Origin of the sequence: Curvibacter sp. PAE-UM (assembly GCF_001432305.1) — a bacterium.
Taxonomy (GTDB): domain Bacteria; phylum Pseudomonadota; class Gammaproteobacteria; order Burkholderiales; family Burkholderiaceae_C; genus Hylemonella.
The window spans coordinates 2,810,354-2,826,078 of sequence record NZ_KQ483358.1 but is presented as its reverse complement, the minus strand read 5'-3'; the positions used below and the strand labels follow the sequence as shown (position 1 = coordinate 2,826,078).

Annotated in this window: 14 protein-coding genes; 9 read left to right on the top strand and 5 right to left on the bottom strand. The window is 65.2% G+C overall.

What is annotated here, in order from left to right:
* The first annotated feature begins 72 nt into the window (after nucleotides 1-72).
* Together AO057_RS13620 and lplT are read left to right on the top strand one after the other, a co-directional pair.
* A complete protein-coding gene (locus AO057_RS13620) occupies nucleotides 73-1,524 on the top strand; it encodes a UDP-glucose dehydrogenase family protein (protein WP_057676463.1) in 1,452 nt (483 codons plus the stop codon).
* Nucleotides 1,517-2,800 (top strand): lysophospholipid transporter LplT, encoded by a 1,284-nt coding sequence (lplT, locus tag AO057_RS13615; protein WP_082605564.1) that lies wholly within the window; start codon nucleotides 1,517-1,519, stop codon nucleotides 2,798-2,800. Before AO057_RS13620 ends, lplT begins: the two co-directional genes overlap by 8 nt.
* Here lplT and AO057_RS13610 read toward each other — a convergent pair.
* Nucleotides 2,774-4,003 carry a glycosyltransferase family 4 protein gene (locus tag AO057_RS13610; RefSeq protein ID WP_057676461.1) on the bottom strand — a complete coding sequence of 410 codons (1,230 nt, stop codon included), beginning with the start codon at nucleotides 4,001-4,003 and terminating at the stop codon, nucleotides 2,774-2,776. The two genes, lplT and AO057_RS13610, sit on opposite strands and share 27 nt — an antisense overlap.
* A gap of 180 nt (nucleotides 4,004-4,183) precedes the next feature.
* Here AO057_RS13610 and AO057_RS13605 point away from each other — a divergent pair, with 180 nt between their 5' ends.
* On the top strand, nucleotides 4,184-4,831 hold the full coding sequence (locus AO057_RS13605) for a hypothetical protein (RefSeq protein ID WP_057676460.1): 648 nt from the start codon (nucleotides 4,184-4,186) through the stop codon (nucleotides 4,829-4,831).
* A gap of 49 nt (nucleotides 4,832-4,880) precedes the next feature.
* Here the strand turns inward: AO057_RS13605 and AO057_RS13600 are convergent, their stop codons facing one another.
* The gene (locus AO057_RS13600; RefSeq protein ID WP_057676459.1) at nucleotides 4,881-6,524 is read right to left on the bottom strand and encodes an aminotransferase class III-fold pyridoxal phosphate-dependent enzyme; all 1,644 of its coding nucleotides are present in this window, start codon (nucleotides 6,522-6,524) and stop codon (nucleotides 4,881-4,883) included.
* A gap of 85 nt (nucleotides 6,525-6,609) precedes the next feature.
* Between AO057_RS13600 and asd the strand changes: the two genes are divergently transcribed.
* The 5 genes from asd to AO057_RS13570 all read left to right on the top strand — a co-directional run bounded on the left by asd (nucleotide 6,610) and on the right by AO057_RS13570 (nucleotide 11,103).
* Nucleotides 6,610-7,473, top strand: a complete 864-nt coding sequence (gene asd, locus AO057_RS13595; protein ID WP_057676458.1) for an archaetidylserine decarboxylase — start codon at nucleotides 6,610-6,612, stop codon at nucleotides 7,471-7,473.
* Between the two features lie 1,044 nt (nucleotides 7,474-8,517).
* Nucleotides 8,518-9,093 carry a hypothetical protein gene (locus AO057_RS13585; protein WP_057676456.1) on the top strand — a complete coding sequence of 192 codons (576 nt, stop codon included), beginning with the start codon at nucleotides 8,518-8,520 and terminating at the stop codon, nucleotides 9,091-9,093.
* Nucleotides 9,094-9,192: 99 nt separating this feature from the next.
* Nucleotides 9,193-9,933, top strand: coding sequence for an Abi-alpha family protein (locus tag AO057_RS17565; RefSeq protein WP_082605563.1), 741 nt, complete (start codon nucleotides 9,193-9,195; stop codon nucleotides 9,931-9,933).
* Between the two features lie 109 nt (nucleotides 9,934-10,042).
* Nucleotides 10,043-10,660 carry a GDSL-type esterase/lipase family protein gene (locus AO057_RS13575; protein ID WP_371258275.1) on the top strand — a complete coding sequence of 206 codons (618 nt, stop codon included), beginning with the start codon at nucleotides 10,043-10,045 and terminating at the stop codon, nucleotides 10,658-10,660.
* Nucleotides 10,661-10,809: 149 nt separating this feature from the next.
* Entirely contained in the window at nucleotides 10,810-11,103 is a 294-nt protein-coding gene (locus AO057_RS13570) for a hypothetical protein (protein WP_057676453.1), read from the top strand.
* Nucleotides 11,104-11,146: 43 nt separating this feature from the next.
* On the opposite strand, the gene ppx is transcribed toward AO057_RS13570, so the two are convergent.
* The 3 genes from ppx to AO057_RS13555 all read right to left on the bottom strand — a co-directional run bounded on the left by ppx (nucleotide 11,147) and on the right by AO057_RS13555 (nucleotide 14,489).
* Complete coding sequence (gene ppx, locus AO057_RS13565) at nucleotides 11,147-12,643, bottom strand: exopolyphosphatase (protein ID WP_057676452.1); 1,497 nt, start codon at nucleotides 12,641-12,643, stop codon at nucleotides 11,147-11,149.
* Between the two features lie 97 nt (nucleotides 12,644-12,740).
* Complete coding sequence (locus tag AO057_RS13560) at nucleotides 12,741-13,892, bottom strand: ABC transporter substrate-binding protein (RefSeq protein ID WP_240480787.1); 1,152 nt, start codon at nucleotides 13,890-13,892, stop codon at nucleotides 12,741-12,743.
* Between the two features lie 105 nt (nucleotides 13,893-13,997).
* A complete protein-coding gene (locus AO057_RS13555; RefSeq protein WP_057676451.1) occupies nucleotides 13,998-14,489 on the bottom strand; it encodes a fasciclin domain-containing protein in 492 nt (163 codons plus the stop codon).
* Nucleotides 14,490-14,665: 176 nt separating this feature from the next.
* Here AO057_RS13555 and pstS point away from each other — a divergent pair, with 176 nt between their 5' ends.
* Nucleotides 14,666-15,709, top strand: coding sequence for a phosphate ABC transporter substrate-binding protein PstS (gene pstS, locus AO057_RS13550; protein WP_057676450.1), 1,044 nt, complete (start codon nucleotides 14,666-14,668; stop codon nucleotides 15,707-15,709).
* Nucleotides 15,710-15,725 lie beyond the last annotated feature (16 nt).

Genomic DNA, 15,725 nt, shown 5'->3' with positions numbered 1-15,725 from the left:
TTGTTCATGGCGCAGACATGCCGCGGTCACATGACGCTTGCATGATCGTCCCAACAAACTAGCGGGGTGACCATGAAAGTATCAGTGATCGGTGCCGGTTATGTGGGCCTGGTGACGGCGAGCTGTCTGGCCGACATGGGCCATGAGGTGGTCTGCATGGACAGCGATCCTCGGCGCGTGGAGCTGCTGCGCTCGGGTGTGGTGCCGATCTACGAGCCCGGGCTGGACACCGTGATCCAGCGCAACACCCGCGACCAGCGGCTGTTCTTCACCACCCGCCTGCCGGATGCGCTGGAGGCCTGCGAGGTGCTGTTCATCGCCGTCGGCACGCCACCGAAGGAGGATGGCTCGGCCGATCTGGTCCACGTGCTGGACGTGGCGCGACAGGTAGGCCGCAGCCTGACGCATCCGCTGGTCGTCGTGAACAAATCCACCGTGCCGGTGGGCACGGCCGAGCGGGTCGAGGCGGTGATCACCGAAGCCCTGCAGGAGCGGGACCGCTCCGGACTGCCTTTTGCGGTGATCTCCAACCCCGAATTCCTCAAGGAAGGCGCGGCCATCGACGACTTCATGCACCCGGACCGCATCGTGATCGGCCTGCCCGCCGGTGCCCCCGGCGAGATGGCGCGCGCGGCCATGACGCGGCTCTACGCTTCGCTCAACCGCCACCACGAGCGCACGGTCTGGATGGATGTGCGCAGCGCCGAGCTCACCAAGTACGCCGCCAACGCCATGCTGGCTGCGCGCATCTCCTTCATGAACGAGATGGCCAACCTGGCCGACCTGGTGGGGGCTGACGTGGACGCCATCCGCCGCGGCATCGGCAGCGACAGCCGCATCGGCCCGAGCTTCCTCTACGCCGGCACCGGCTATGGCGGCAGCTGTTTCCCCAAGGACACGCGCGCCCTGATGCAGACGGCGCAACAGCATGGCAGCCAGATGCAGCTGGTGGAAGCCACCGAGCGCGTCAACCAGGCCCAGCGCCAGATCCTGGCGCGCCGGGTCATGGCCCACTTCGGCAGTGATCTGCACGGGCGTCGTTTTGCCCTGTGGGGCCTGGCCTTCAAGCCGCAGACCGACGACATGCGCGAGGCCCCCAGCCGCCACCTGATCCGCCAGCTCATCCTGCGCGGCGCCGAGGTGGTGGCCCACGACCCGGTGGCCATGGAGGCGGCGCAGGCCGTGCTGGCCGAGGACCTGGCCGACATTCCGGACGGCCTGTCGCGCCTCACCCTCGTGGGCGACGCCATGTCCGCGCTCGACGGTGCCGACGCCCTGCTGGTGGTGACGGAGTGGAAGCTCTTTCACAACCCGGATTTCGGGCTGATCCGCCAGGCCCTGCGCCATCCGCTGATCATCGACGGCCGCAATCTCTACGATCCGCAGCAGTTGCAGGAGCAGGGCATCGCCTACCAGGGCATCGGCCGGCGCAATGCGCTGGCCGTACTGGCTCTCGCTGGCGCCGCCGGCACCGAGAGCCTGGTCCGGCTGGCCGAACCGGCCCGTCCGATGGCGAATGTCTAGGCAGTTACCGCGCGGCTTCGGGTGGCTCATGGCCACCCAGTTTCTCTCCTCGCTGGCCGACAACGCGCTGCTCATCGTCGCCATTGCGCACCTGCATCACCTGGGCTCGCCGCTGTGGTGGGCGCCGCTGCTCAAGTTCGCCTTCACCCTGTCCTATGTCTTCCTCGCGCCCTTCATCGGCGCGCTGGCCGATGCCGTCTGCAAGCGCAGCCTGATGGCCTGGATGAACGGGCTCAAGTTGCTGGGTGCGCTGGCCCTGCTGTATGGCGTGCACCCCATGCTGGCTTTTGCCCTGGTGGGCCTGGGCGCCTCGGCCTATGCGCCGGCCAAATACGGGCTGCTGACCGAAAGCGTGCCGCCCGCCGCGCTGGTGGCAGCCAATGGCTGGGTGGAATCGGCCGTGGTGCTCTCGGTCTTGCTGGGCACGGTGCTCGGCGGCCTGCTGGTGGCGCCGCTGTGGCTGCAGTCCTCTGCTGCGGCCGGGGCCGGCGCGCTTTGGCCGCTCTCGGCCGGTGCTTCCTCGGCTGCGCTCAACGTCTCGATGGCCATCGTGATCGTGCTGTATGCGCTTTCGGCCCTGTGCAATCTGCGCATCGTGCCCAGCGGCGCGTCCTACCCGGTGCGCGGGCGTCGTCCGGCGCAGATGCTGGCCGACTTCCGGCACGCCAATGCCTTGCTCTGGCGGGACCGCAGCGGCGGCCTTTCGCTGACCGTGACCACGGTGTTCTGGGGCCTGGGCGCCATGCTGCAGTTTGCCGTGCTGCTGTGGGCCGTGCAGGCGCTGGGCCTGGGCCTGGACCAGGCAGCCTATCTGCAGGGCGTCGTGGCCCTGGGTGTGGTGGGCGGGGCCGTGCTGGTGGCCAGCCGCCTGCGCCTGCGCCACGCCACGGCGGTTTTGCCGCTGGGGCAGTTCATGGGGGCCTTCATGGTGAGTGCGCTCTTCATCTCCGACTGGCGCGCCGCCGTGCCCGTGCTGCTGGCCGTGGGGGCGCTGGGCGGCATGATGGTCGTTCCCATGAACGCGCTGTTGCAGCACCGCGGCCACCGCCTGCTGACGGCGGGCCAGTCCATCGCGGTGCAGGGCTTCAACGAAAACCTCAGCATCCTGGTGTTGCTGGGACTCTATGCAGGGCTGATCGCGCTGGAGCTGCCGGCGCAGCACGTCATGGCGCTGGCCGGCCTGGGCTTGATCCTGTTCATTGGTGGCACACTCTGGCGCCGGAGCCGCCGGACCGGGCTCAAGGCCCTGTCAGGCCACCTGCTGCGCAGGGATTGAAAGCGGCCGGCCGCCGGACGCGAGGTGTCCGGCCACAGCCAGCTTCATCACGCTTTCGATCTGTGCCACGATGCCGGCCCAGTCGTTCTGTCGTGCCGCGTCGCGCGAAGCCGTGCGCAGGCGCTGCAGCAGGGCGCTGTCCTGCACCAGTTCGACCAGCAGGCGCACGAAGGTCTCGTCGTCGTCCATCGGCGCCAGCAGGCCGTTCTGGCCCGGTTTGATGTTTTCCGAGGCGGCGGCGTAGTCGTAGGCCACCACGCCCAGCCCGCTGGCCATGGCCTCCAGCACCACGTTGCCGAAGGTCTCGGTCTGGCTGGGAAAACCGAAGAGGTCGGCCGAGGCGTAATGCTGCGCCAGGGCCGGGCGCGCCAGCGTGCCGGTGAAGATGGCCTCGGGTGCCAGCGCCTGCAGTTCGGCCCGCATCGGGCCGTCGCCCACCAGCACCAGTTTCAGGTCGGGTCGCAGCAGCCGCGCCTGGGCGTAGGCGCGCACCAGCAGCGGCAGGCTCTTCTCCTTGGCCAGGCGGCCCACGCACAGCAGCACCGGGGTGTCGGGCCCGGCGCCCCAGCTGGCGCGCAGCGCCTCGCTGCGGAGGGCCGGGTCGAAGATGCTGCTGTCCACGCCGCGCGCCACCACCTGCAGTCGCTCGAAGCCGGCTTCGCTCAGGCGTTCGGCCAGGCCGCGTGTGGGCACCATGGTGCACAGCGTCTGGTTATGGAAGCGCCGCAGGTAGGCCATGATGGGCTTGCTCAGCCAGCCCATGCCGTAGTGGCTGCTGTAGGCATGGAAGTTGGTGCGGAAATCCGAGGTGACCGGGATGCGCAGCTTGCGCGCCACACGCAGCGCCGACCAGCCCAGCGGTCCTTCCGTGGCGATGTGCACCAGGTCCGGCCGCTTGAGCATCCACAGCGGTTCGAGCTGGCGGCGCGAGGGCAGGCCCAGCTGCAGGTGCGGGTAACGCGGGATGGGCATGCCGCGCATGAGCACGTCGCCCGATTCACCCGCCGGGGCTTCGCTGGCCTGGCGCGGGCGCACCAGCTGGACCTGGTGGCCGCGCTCGCGCAGGCCTTCGACCACACGCTGCAGCGTGAGCGCCACGCCGTTGATCTCGGGCGGGTAGGTCTCGGTGACGATGGCGATGCGTAGATGCGTCTGCGCGGGCGGCAGGTCTTCGACCAGGATGTCGGTGGTGTCGGGTTTCATGCGCCCATCTTGCGGCGCATTTATCTCAGTTCGATGACAGCGTGGTATCGCGGCATCGCAGGCCTGTGAAATTTTGATGACGGGCCACCGGCTGTCATCGTTCTTTCACGCGCGGGCCCGACCATGCCCCCAGGCGCAGCCTTGCTGCCCTCCGTTAACACGACACACCAAGGAGCCTCCGTGAGCCAATTTCTGCAAGCCCTGAAGGTCCAGCGCTGGGACGACCACCGCTATTACCACCACAGCCGCATCAATCAGTCGCTGCACCTCATCAGCGCTGTGTCCTTCCTGGTGGCCTATGCCTTCCTCTTCATCCAGCCGCCGGTGGCCGCGCTGATCGCCTGGCTGATCTCCATGGTCTCGCGTCAGTCGGGCCACTTCTTCTTCGAGCCCAAGGGCTATGACGAGGTGAACCACGCCACCCACGAGTACAAGGAAGAGATCAAGGTGGGCTACAACCTCAAGCGCAAGGTGGTGCTCATGGCCGTCTGGGCCGGCCTGCCCGTGGTGCTCTGGCTGCAGCCGGATTTCTTCGGCCTGCTGGAGGCGCACACCCAGCCCAGCGGCTACGTGCTCAACGTCGGCTGGCTCTGGCTCTGGCTGGGGGTGGGTGGCCTGGCCTTCCGCGTGCTGCAACTGGCCGTGACCCAAAGTCTTTATACCGGCATCGTCTGGGCCATCAAGATCATCACCGACCCTTTCCACGACATCCTGCTCTACTGGAAGTCGCCGCTGTACCTGCTGCAGGGCGAGCTGATCGCCAAGCCCGAGCACCTGATCGAGGAACGTGCCGAGCACGAGGCTGAGCTGGCCCGTCACCAGGCCTGATGCCATGTTCCCGGTGCGGCGGGTTCCGTCGCACCGGGTTTTTTCTTTCCTAGCGCCACAGATGGCGCAGCATCTCCCGCAGCAACCCGCGCTTGATGGTCTTGTTGGTCTGGCCCGGGGCCTTCCACCACCAGCCGTCGCGCTGCATCTGCAGGCCGGCCTGTACACAACGCTCCAGCATGTCCTCGAAATCACTTTCGCTGAAGTTCAGGCTGAAGATGAAACGGCCCGTGCCCACCCAGCTCAGGGCCAGGCCATGATCGCGCAGGTAATACTGCAGCATCCAGTTGTAGCGCGAGGGGCGGGTATAGCTCAGCGTCCAGACGCTGCTCATGTTCGCCGCCTGCAGGGGCAGGCCCTCGACCAGCATGCGGGCGTTGAAGCGCTCGCGTCGTGTATCCCAGGTGCCATCCAGATCGCGGTAGATCGCACTGATCTCGGGCGTATCCAGCCGGCGCAGGAATTCGTTCATCGCCCCCATCACATAGGGGTGGGCGTTGAAGGTGCCGCGTGCAAAGCAGATGTCGGCGGGCTTGTCCTCGCGGAAGCGCTGCATCAGCGCCTGTTTGCCGCAAACCACGCCCACGGGCAGGCCGCCGCCCAGGGTCTTGCCGTAGGTCACCAGATCGGCCTGCACGCCAAAGTACTCCTGCGCGCCGCGCGCCGCCAGGCGGAAACCCAGAAACACCTCGTCGAAGATCAACACGATGCCGCGTTCGGTGCAAACCTCGCGCAGCTGCTGCAGCCAGCGCGTGTAGGCCGCGCGGTCGTAGCCCGCGCTGCGGCTGCTGTCGAGCAAGGTGGAGTCGCCCGGGGCGTTCTTGTTGGGGTGCAGGGCCTGCAGCGGGTTGATGAGCACGCAGGCGATGTCGCGGCGGGTGCGCAGCACCTTGAGCGAAGCCTCGTGCATGTCACGCAGGGTGTAGGTCTCGCGCGGGGGCAGGGGGTTGCCCGGGCCCGGCTGCACGTCTTCCCACCAGCCGTGGTAGGCCCCGCAGAAACGCACCAGGTGGCGTTTGCCCGTGTGGTAACGCGCCAGGCGCACGGCCTGCATCACGGCCTCGGTGCCGCTCATGTGGAAGGACACGGCGTCCAGCCCGCTGATCTGCTGCAGCCGCGCCACGTTGTCGGCCACGCAGGGATGGTAGGCACCGAGCACGGGGCCCAGGTCCTGCGCAATACGCGCGCCCGCTGCGATGCAGGACTTGTAGAAGTCCATGCCCATGACGTTGACGCCGTAGGAACCCGTGAGGTCGATGTAGCGGTTGCCGTCCAGGTCCGTCACGCTCACGCCCTCGCTGGCCTGTACGAAGCCACCCACCTGCAGATGCTGGCGCAGGTAGGGGCTGAACTGGTAGGGCACGCGGTAGGCGCCCGTGAAACGCAGATCCGGCAGACCTTCGCGCGCGGCTTTGGTCAGCGCGATCGACTGTGGCGCCTTGGCCTGCAGCCGGCCGGCGAGTGCAAAGAAGCCCGCGCGGCGTTGTTGCGCCACGGTATCGGGCGCGCCATCGCAGGCATAGAAGGTGGCCTCGTCGTAGGCGTAGCCCGGGATCCAGCGCGCCAGGCGCTTGGCCGTGCGCGAATGCCCGGCCAGCGAGGGGTGCTTGGCGCGCGAGAGCTCCAGGCGGCGCTTGAGGGCGGGGAGGGTGAGGCCGGCGGCGCCGGCAATCCAGGCAAGTTCGTAAGTCATGGTCCTTCGGTTTCCTTTGGGGCAGCCGTGTGAAACGACGATGACTCTTTGTATTCAAACCATTTGACAGGCATGTGAAAACCAGATGACATTCAAGACATTGCTCGACCGCCTCCTGCAACAGGAAGGCCTGAACTTCGTGCTCACCAACCGCCTGCCCCGCGTGGCGCTGACGCGTTTCATGGGCCGTTTCAGCAAGATCCGCCAGCCGCTGGTGCGTGATGCCTCCATTGCTTTGTTCCAGTTCTTTGGTGACCTGGACCTGAGTGAGGCCAAAAAACAGAGCTTCGACAGCCTGCACGACTGTTTTGTACGTGAACTGAAAGAGGGCGCGCGGCCCTTCGACGCTGACCCGCAAGTGATCTGCAGCCCCAGCGACGGCATCGTCGGTGGCCACGGCCGCATCGATGGTGACGAACTGCTGCAGATCAAGGGCATGCCCTACAGCCTGACCGAGTTGCTGGGCAGTGCTGCGCTGGCGGAAAAACACCAGGGCGGCAGCTACGTCACCCTGCGCCTGCGCGCCAGCATGTACCACCGCTTTCACGCACCGACCGACTGCACGGTGAAACGCGTCACGCACATCCAGGGCGATATGTGGAACGTCAACCCCATTGCGCTCAAGCGCGTGCCCAGCCTCTACTGTCGAAATGATCGTGCCGTGATCGAGGCCGCGCTGCCCTCGGGCCAGGCCCTGACCATCGTGCCTGTGGGTGCCATCCTGGTGGCCAGCGTGCGCCTGCACTTCCTGAGCCTGAACCTGCACCATGACTACCGGGGCGAGCAGGTGATTGCCTGCGATGCGAAGTTGCAGCGCGGGCAGGAGATGGGCTGGTTCGAGCATGGCTCGACCATCGTGGTGCTGGCGCCGAAGGGTATGGAGCTGGTGGACGGCCTGGAGCCGGGGGCGGAGGTGAGGGCGGGGCAGGCCTTGCTGCGACAGGTTTAAGGTAGAACCGAGCCGTGCTGGGCAAGGGCTAGCCCTTGCATGCACGGAAAACTTGCGGGGTTTATCGGATTTTTATTTGGCCGTGCTGATGACTGACGCGGGAAAAACGCTGCGCCGACAAGCACTTGCGTTCGTCTAGCCTTACAGCTGCGACTGTGGCGGCGATGTTATGCCGCACTTTCGCGAGGTTACACGGTTTGTTAGCGACGCGACACTGCGCTATATTGGCCAGAATTCTTCAAGCAAAACAAGCACTTAGCTTGCAACAAGGGAGGCGCCAGGATGAACAGTCGCCAATGTTATTCCGCATTTTTGCGGTCCACATTACGTTAGGTACGCGAATGGGAAACGTTTTCCGAGCGTCCATATTTCTGGCACTCTTCACTTTGTTCAGTGCCCACGCGGCAGAGGACGCTCGGCTTGCTGTCGTCGAACGTCTGTATCAGGACTACACGTGGGAGACTGGGCCTAGGATCTCTAAGCGCACACCGTTTCTCAACGAGAAATCGAGTGTCCTGACCAAGTATCTAACCCAGTCCTTGGCTCGCCTGTTGCTTGAAGATAGGAAGTGCGCCGAACGTACTCGTGAGATATGTCAACTGGACTTCTCACCCATTTGGAATAGTCAGGACCCTGAAGGTGCCAAGTTTCGTGTCGTAGGCATCGGTCCAGGCAATGCAATTTCGGTTTCGATTGTCTACCCCGGCCAAAAGTCATTCACCTTGGCGTTTGATGTTGTTCACACAGATGATGGCTGGAGAATCAACGACATCCACTCGCCGGCTCCAGAATGGTCCTTGAGAAAAATTCTCTTGAAGAACTAATGGCCGTGGTACCTAACATTTCAATCGAGAGTGGATCGCCTACGGCTCTCACTCATCTCAAACGTTAAATTGCATGGGAACCATCGCGACTCGCTGCGTGTACTGTGGTGGCCTTGCGGGCACGGGGGATCACGTCCCCCCGAAGTCATTGCTCGCCCGACCGTTGCCGAACAACTTGCGCAAGGTTCCGAGTTGCGTTCACTGCAACCGTGGCGCGTCATTGGATGAACAGTATTTTCTCGTCTTGCTGGGGCAGATCGCGACTTCGCCGCATATTGAGGAGAAGCTGGCTCCAGGCGGACAGATCGACCGAACATTGAGCCGCGCGCCCGCACTGGACGAGAAGCTGCTCCAGGCCCTCTCTGTCGACGAGGAGACAGGCCGTGTGCTGATCCGGCCAGAGCATGACCGAGTCGAACGGGTCGTTCGAAAGATGGCCACTGGTCTTTTCGTACTTCGCTACGGGTGGGCTCCCGCGCAGGAGCACGTTGGCCCTGTGGCCGTCTACCCGTACAACGTAATCGACCAGCGGCCGCTCCCATACTTCATAGCCACCTTCACTGAACGATTCCAACGCAAGCGCTGGCGTACTGTGCAAAGCGGCGTGTTCTCATACGTCTTCGTGCGCGACCCAAGGCACAACGGCAAGGTCTGGTGCATGATGGATATGTACAAGTCGTTGTGGGCAGTCGTGCATTTCCCGAATCCAAAGTCCAAGAAGGCACGGCTAAGCCCAGATCGCTGGCTCTTCTCGGAACTGGCCGAGCGCACCAACGGATACGAGCATGCAACTTAACATGTCGATCGACGCGGATGTCCTATCGGCGGGCTTTCGCCCCCCCTACTGTCCGCCGGTCATCTTCACGTTATGCGTCTATTAGGGCCCTAAGTTGATATGAACTGGCTTGAAGACATTGGAAAGGTTGTACCAATCGCCGAGGTCTACCGCGACGTAGCACAACCTGCTGCAAGAGAGGTGGGCGAAGCGCTCGGAAATGCAGCGAAGGTGGCGCGTTTTGCCTTGGCACCCGTGGATTATCTAGCCGCTCAACATCAGCGATGGAAACGGTACCTCGAACGCGTCGCCGAGAAAGTACCAGAGGAGCGCAGGGTTGAAGCGCATCCGCAACTTGCGGGTCCTGTGTTCGCTGGCCTCCAATATGTCGAAGAGACGAGCATCAATGCCGAGCTTTTCCTCAACCTTCTAGCCCGAGCCATCGACCGAGAGCGGGTGAGCGAAGCTCATCCTGCGTTCGCTCAATTGATCACTCAGCTGAGTCCCGATGAGGCGCTGATTCTCTTTCACCTTAAACGACGCTCCTTTTCTTTCCGACAGCATGCCGTGTATCGTCAGGAATCGAGTACGTTCGGACCAAGAACGACGACACACAATGAGTTTCCGCTAAGCGAACTCGTGTTCCCTGGAAACTTCGGACTCTATATGGACCATCTCCACAGTCTCAATCTGGCAGGTATCTGGCAAGACGGAAATCAAGAACCGATTATGAACGGTGCCACCTCCCGCCAGACCGGCGTAAACATCAAGAGCGTTATCGCTCTCGAGAGTTTCGGAAAGATGTTCGCGCAGTCTTGCGTACCCGATGACCTCAACCCTCATTGGGTCCAAGGTGCGTAAGACGCATAACCCGAAAGTCACGGACCTACGCGAAAAGTCGTACAGGCCTGTTACTTCTACGTTACCCGTGATGCTCTCTCACTCTCTTCTTCATCGGCCTCGCCGCCATTTGCTCGGGGCCCTTGCCCTCGCCGTCTTACTGTCCGCCTGCGGCAAACGCACGCCCAAAGCCCAGGCGCTGCCCGCCGGCAGCACCGTGCTGGCCCTGGGCGATTCGCTGACGGCCGGCGTAGGGGCCACAGCGGATATGGCTTATCCCGCTGTGCTGCAGTCACTCACGGGATGGCAGGTGGTGAACGGCGGCGTCTCGGGCGATACCTCGGCCCAGGCCTTGTCGCGTTTGCCGGCCCTGCTGCAGGAGCACCAGCCCGCACTGGTCATCGTGAGCATCGGCGGCAACGATTTTCTGCGCCAGATGAGCGCGGCCGGGGCCAAAGACACCATCCGCGAGGTCTGCCGCGCGGCCCGGGCGGGTGGCGCCCAGGTGCTGCTGGTGGCCGTGCCCCAGGCCTCGCTGCTGGCGGCCGGCACGGGCAGCCTGAAAGACCACCCGCTGTACGCCGAGCTGGCGGAGGAGCTCAAGCTCCCGCTGCACGCGGACGGCTGGGCGACCGTCTTGTCCAACCCCAGCCTGCGTGCCGACAGTGTGCACGCCAACGCCCAGGGTTACCGCCAGTTTGCCGAAGGGCTGGTGCAGACGCTGCGCCGCGTGGGCTGGCTCGCCTGAAGGCCGGCGTGGCTCAGCCTGCGTGTGGCCGATTTCAGATATAAATAAGCGCTTGCCCAAAGCATGGGAGGAACACGCGATGACCGTCTGGCCATGGTGTCAAACCCCTTCCCGTGCACTCTCCAACGCGTAACAGAAGGGAATGGCACATGAACATCTTTCGAGTTTTCCTCCTGCCTCTGCTCCTCATCGCCAGCTTTGCGGCCTTGGCCCAGGATGCCCGCGAACGCGGCTTCATCCGCAGGGGCATGTCCGAGGGCGAAGTCCTCGTGCGTGTGGGCAAGCCGGATCACGAATCCGTGGTCGCCAACAACGCCCTCAGGGGCCTGCCCGAGGAGAAGACCTGGACCTACTTCCCGCATGCGCAGGATCCGGACACCTTGACGGTCATCACCTTCAGGTCGGGGGCCGTGGTCGAAATCGAGCGCAAGATCTCGCGCTAGGCCTTCGGGGCGCCGTCGGCCTCGGCGCCGTTATCGGCCAGGCTCAGTCCGCGTTGAGGACATCCAGCGTCCAGGCCGTCTTCTGCCAGGCCTGCATTTCTTCCTGCAGCAGATACGCCGACTGCGGGTACTTGGCGACCCAGTCGGCGCGGCAGTCGAGCCGCACTTCACGCTCCCCATCCCAGTCCAGGCGCAAGCCCTGCAGGTCCGGATCACGCCGCGCATGGCAGAGGATGACGGCCAGGCGCAGGGCCAGCAGCTGCAGCACGAAGGCCGCGTCGTCGAACGCCAGGTCCAGCTTGCGCAGCTTGCCGCGGTGGCCCAGCACGAGCTGGCCCAGGCGGTGCAGTTCGTTCATGGTGAAGCCGGCGGCATCTGCGTTGTCCAGGATGTAGGCGCCGTGCTTGTGGTAGTCGCTGTGCGAGATGGCGCTGCCGATCTCGTGCAGCTGCGCGGCCCAGCCCAGCTTGCGCAGGGCGCGTTCCAGTTCCTCGGGTTCGCCCGGGCCGGCCAGCTGGCGCAACAGGTGGTGCGCCACCTGGCTCACGCGCCGGGCCTGGGCCGGGTCGGCGTTGAAGTTGCGCGCCAGACGCGCCACGCTGGTGCTGCGCTGGTCGCTCTGTTCGTGTTCGCGGTCCAGCAGGTCGTAGAGCGCGCCGTGGCGCAGCGCGCCCTGGGCCACGTGCATCTCCTCGATGTCCAGCAGGGCGAAGAGGGCGCGCAGCACGCTGACGCCGCCGCCGATGACGGCGCGGCGGTCGTCCTTCATGCCCTCGATGCGCAGGCGCTCGGCGCTGCCAGCCTTGAGCAGGCGCTCCAGCAGCCAGTCCAGGCCTTCCTGTGTGATCAGGCCCTCAGCCCAGCCGGCGGCCTGCAGCACGTCGCCTACGGCGCCCACGGTGCCCGAGGAGCCGTAGGCCACATCCCAGTCTTCGCGCCGGCAGCTGGTGAGGGCTTCGTCCAGCACGGCCTGGGCGGCGACCTCGGCGGTCTCGAAGGCCTCGGCACTGAAGGTGCCTTCAGGGAAATAACGCATGGACCAGGCCACGCTGCCCACGCGGTAGGAGTCCATGAAACGCGGGCGGTAGCCCTGGCCCAGGATGAGTTCGGTGGAGCGTCCGCCGATGTCCACCACCAGGCGGCGTTCGTCGGACTGCGGCAGCAGATGGGCCACGCCCTGGTAGATCAGGCGCGCTTCCTCGCGGCCGGAGATCACGTCGATGGGAAAGCCGAGGATCTTCTGCGCGCGTTCCAGGAAGACCTCGCGGTTGCGGGCTTCGCGCAGGGTCTGGGTGGCGACGGCGCGTACCTGGTTCTTCTTGAAGCCGGCCAGGCGTTCGGCAAAACGGCCCAGGCAGTCCCAGCCGCGCTGCATGGCGTCGTCACCGAGGTTGCGGTCGGCGTCCAGGCCGTTGCCCTGGCGCACGGTTTCCTTGAGGTATTCGCGGCGCTTGAGCAGGCCGTGGTCGAGCTGGGCGATTTCAAGCCGGAAGCTGTTGGAGCCCAGGTCGATGGCGGCGAGTTCGGTTCCGTTTTTCATGCGCGGGTCTCAAGCTTCATCGGGTCGATGGTACCCGGCTGTTGAACTTGTGAAGAAATCGCAGTGAGCGGGTCGCGCAGTGGATCTATTCACAAGTTCACCCCAGGATGCGGCCATCAGCGGTCAGCATGCTTTGTGTGACGTAGGCGCTGCTGCGACGCTGGGCCTGGAAGGTGATGCGAAAGCCCGCCAGGTCAAGCTGGCTGCGCTGGCGGAAAGCCTGCAGCACCTGGGCGCGGGTGGCCGTGGGCTCCACACTCTGCAGTACATCCTGCGCGTAGCGCGCGGCGATGTAGCCGGCCAGGCTTTGCGGCGTGGGGGGTTCGTCGAACAGGCGCGCCAGGGTCTCGCGGTAGGCGCGCACGATGGGCAGGCCGGCCGTGACCATGGGCACGACCTGGGTGGCCATGACGGGTGTGTTGCGCGAGGCGCCCAATTGGTTGAGTGTCTGCAGGTTCACGTCGGCCAGGCCGATGACGTAACGCTGGCGCTCCTGCCGGCCCAGGCCCAGGGTGAACTGGGCGAGTTCGGGTGTGCCGCCGACGAACAGCAGGATGGGCGGCGTCTGGGGCGTGAGCTTGCGCCCCAGCTCCTGCAGGTCGCCGCCGGGCGCATAGGTCTGCAGGCGCAGCTGCAGCGAGCGCACGATGCGCTGGACCTCGTTTTCGTAGAGGCGCTGTTCCTGCGCCGAGGCATAGACCACCCCAAGTTCCGGCACGCCGATGACGGAGAGTGAGCGCAGCGCGTGCGCGATCTGCTCCTGGCGGGAGGCGAAGATGGGAAAGGTGCGCTGCTCGGCGCCGGCTGCCAGGTCCTGGTGCAGCCAGGGCGCGGCATGGGCGATCTCCAGCGGATCCTGCCGCAGCAACTCGACGAGTTGCGCGGCGGTGCGGTCGCCGGCGGTGCCGCACAAGGCCAGGCAGTTGGGCAGGGCACGCACGGATTCCACGGCCTGGCGCAGGCTGGCGGGGCTGCCGTCCACCTCCAGCACGGTGTGCTGCACGGCTCGGCCGCGCCAGCCGCCGCGGGCGTTGAACTCCTGCCAGGCGGCGCGAGAGCCGATGAGGAAGTCGCGCGAGACATCGAGCTGGTCGGCGGCGCTGTCGACCAACTGCACGATCTCCGGGGTGCGCGTGGCGGGGGTAGCCCGTGCCGGCTGGGCCTGGGCGACGCCCAGCAGGGGCAGGCTGGCGGCGGCGAGCAGGAGCTGGCGGCGGGTGGGGGCAGGGGGCGGGGGCAGTCGGGTCACGATGAGGGCACTGAATTCGGGTATCGCAAGTGCGCAGGCCCACCGGGGGGTGGGCCTGCACGAGAGGGAAGGCGTGCCGGCCACGGCGGGCCTGCGGGACGAGCTTCAGCGGCGCACGGGCGGCATGAGCACGCGGTCGACCACGTGCACCACGCCGTTGGTAGCCGTCATGTCGGCCTTGATCACCATGGCCTCTTCCACGGTGACGAAGGCGCCGGCGCGGGCCAGGGCCACGTTAGCGCCCTGCACGGTCTTGACCGGGCCGTTCTTGACGTCGGCGGCCATGACCTTGCCGGCCACCACGTGATACGTCAGCACCTCCTTGAGGCGGGCCGGGTTGGCCGCGAGCTCTTCCAGGGTCTTGGCCGGGACGGCCTTGAAGGCCTCATTGCTGGGGGCGAAGACGGTGTAGCTGCCGGATTTGAGCGTGTCCGCGAGGCCGGCCTTTTCCACCAGGCTGTTCAGGGTGCTGAGCTGGGGGTCACGGGCCAGGGTGTCGGCCAGGGTGACGGGCTGGTTCATGCTCGCACAGCCGGCCAGGCCCCAGGCCACGGCGGTGGCAAGCATCAGGCGGCGGGTGAAGGCGGTCTTGTTCATTGCAGGCTCCTTGGGTGAGAAAGTTCGAAGGCTATCGGAGGCCTGTGACAGCAAGATGACGGTAATTTGAAAAGTGTGGGCCGCGCTACACTCCATGTGTCGGCTCATGTCACGATCCTGTCACAAAAGATTCGTAAATTTGGTTTGCTTTCAAGTAACCAACCAGGAGCCATTCCATGAAAACCAGCCTGAAATCTTCCCTGCTGGGCCTCGCTGCCAGCTCGACCCTTCTGTGGGCGGGTGCCGCAGTCGCCCAGGACGTGACCGGCGCCGGCGCCAGCTTCCCGGCGCCTGTCTACGCCAAGTGGGCTTCCGAGTACAACAAGGCCACCGGCATCAAGATCAACTACCAGTCGGTGGGCTCCGGTGCCGGCATCCGCCAGATCGACGCCAAGACCGTTGATTTCGGCGCTTCCGACATGCCGCTGACCGACGACGTGCTGGCCAAGAAGGGCCAGCTGCAGTTCCCCACTGTCATGGGTGGTACCGTGGCCGTGGTGAACATCAAGGGCATTGCCCCGGGCCAGCTCAAGCTGACCGGCACGGTGCTGGCTGACATCTACCTGGGCAAGATCACCAAGTGGAACGACAAGGCCATCACCAGCCTGAACCCCGGCCTGGACCTGCCCGACGCCGCCATCGCTCCGGTGCGCCGCGCCGACGGTTCCGGCACCACCTTCGGTTTCACCAACTACCTGAGCCAGGTCAGCCCGGAGTGGAAGGAAAAGGTCGGTGAAGGCACCGCTGTGAACTGGCCCGTGGGCGCCGGCGGCAAGGGCAACGAAGGCGTCTCCGCCTTCGTTGGCCGCCTGCCCAACTCCATCGGTTACGTCGAGTTCGCTTACGCCAAGCAGAACAAGATGGCCCACACCCAGCTGCAGAACCGCGATGGTGTGTTCGTCCAGCCCAGCGACGACAGCTTCAAGGCTGCCGCTGCAGGCGCCGACTGGGACAAGACCTTCTTCCAGGTCCTGGGCAACAAGCCGGGCAAGAATGCCTGGCCGATCACCAGCGCCACCTTCATCCTGATGCACAAGGTGCAGGACAAGCCGGCCAACGCCGCCCAGACCCTGAAGTTCTTCCAGTGGGTCTACAAGAATGGCGACACCATGGCCAGCGACCTGGAATATGTGCCCATGCCCGCCAGCGTGAAGGCCGCCATTGAGAAGTCCTGGAGCCAGATCAAGGACGCCTCCGGCAAGCCCGTCGCCTACAAGTAAGTAGAGAGAAAGCGTC

Excerpts from the sequence above, each read along its gene's own strand:
- AO057_RS13570 (WP_057676453.1), top strand. The coding sequence starts at position 10,810 with ATGAACATCTTTCGAGTTTTCCTCCTGCCTCTGCTCCTCATCGCCAGC.
- asd (WP_057676458.1), top strand. The coding sequence starts at position 6,610 with ATGACATTCAAGACATTGCTCGACCGCCTCCTGCAACAGGAAGGCCTG.
- lplT (WP_082605564.1), top strand. The coding sequence starts at position 1,517 with ATGTCTAGGCAGTTACCGCGCGGCTTCGGGTGGCTCATGGCCACCCAG.
- AO057_RS13620 (WP_057676463.1), top strand. The coding sequence starts at position 73 with ATGAAAGTATCAGTGATCGGTGCCGGTTATGTGGGCCTGGTGACGGCG.
- AO057_RS13610 (WP_057676461.1), bottom strand. The coding sequence starts at position 4,003 with ATGAAACCCGACACCACCGACATCCTGGTCGAAGACCTGCCGCCCGCG.
- pstS (WP_057676450.1), top strand. The coding sequence starts at position 14,666 with ATGAAAACCAGCCTGAAATCTTCCCTGCTGGGCCTCGCTGCCAGCTCG.
- AO057_RS13555 (WP_057676451.1), bottom strand. The coding sequence starts at position 14,489 with ATGAACAAGACCGCCTTCACCCGCCGCCTGATGCTTGCCACCGCCGTG.
- ppx (WP_057676452.1), bottom strand. The coding sequence starts at position 12,643 with ATGAAAAACGGAACCGAACTCGCCGCCATCGACCTGGGCTCCAACAGC.
- AO057_RS13600 (WP_057676459.1), bottom strand. The coding sequence starts at position 6,524 with ATGACTTACGAACTTGCCTGGATTGCCGGCGCCGCCGGCCTCACCCTC.
- AO057_RS17565 (WP_082605563.1), top strand. The coding sequence starts at position 9,193 with ATGAACTGGCTTGAAGACATTGGAAAGGTTGTACCAATCGCCGAGGTC.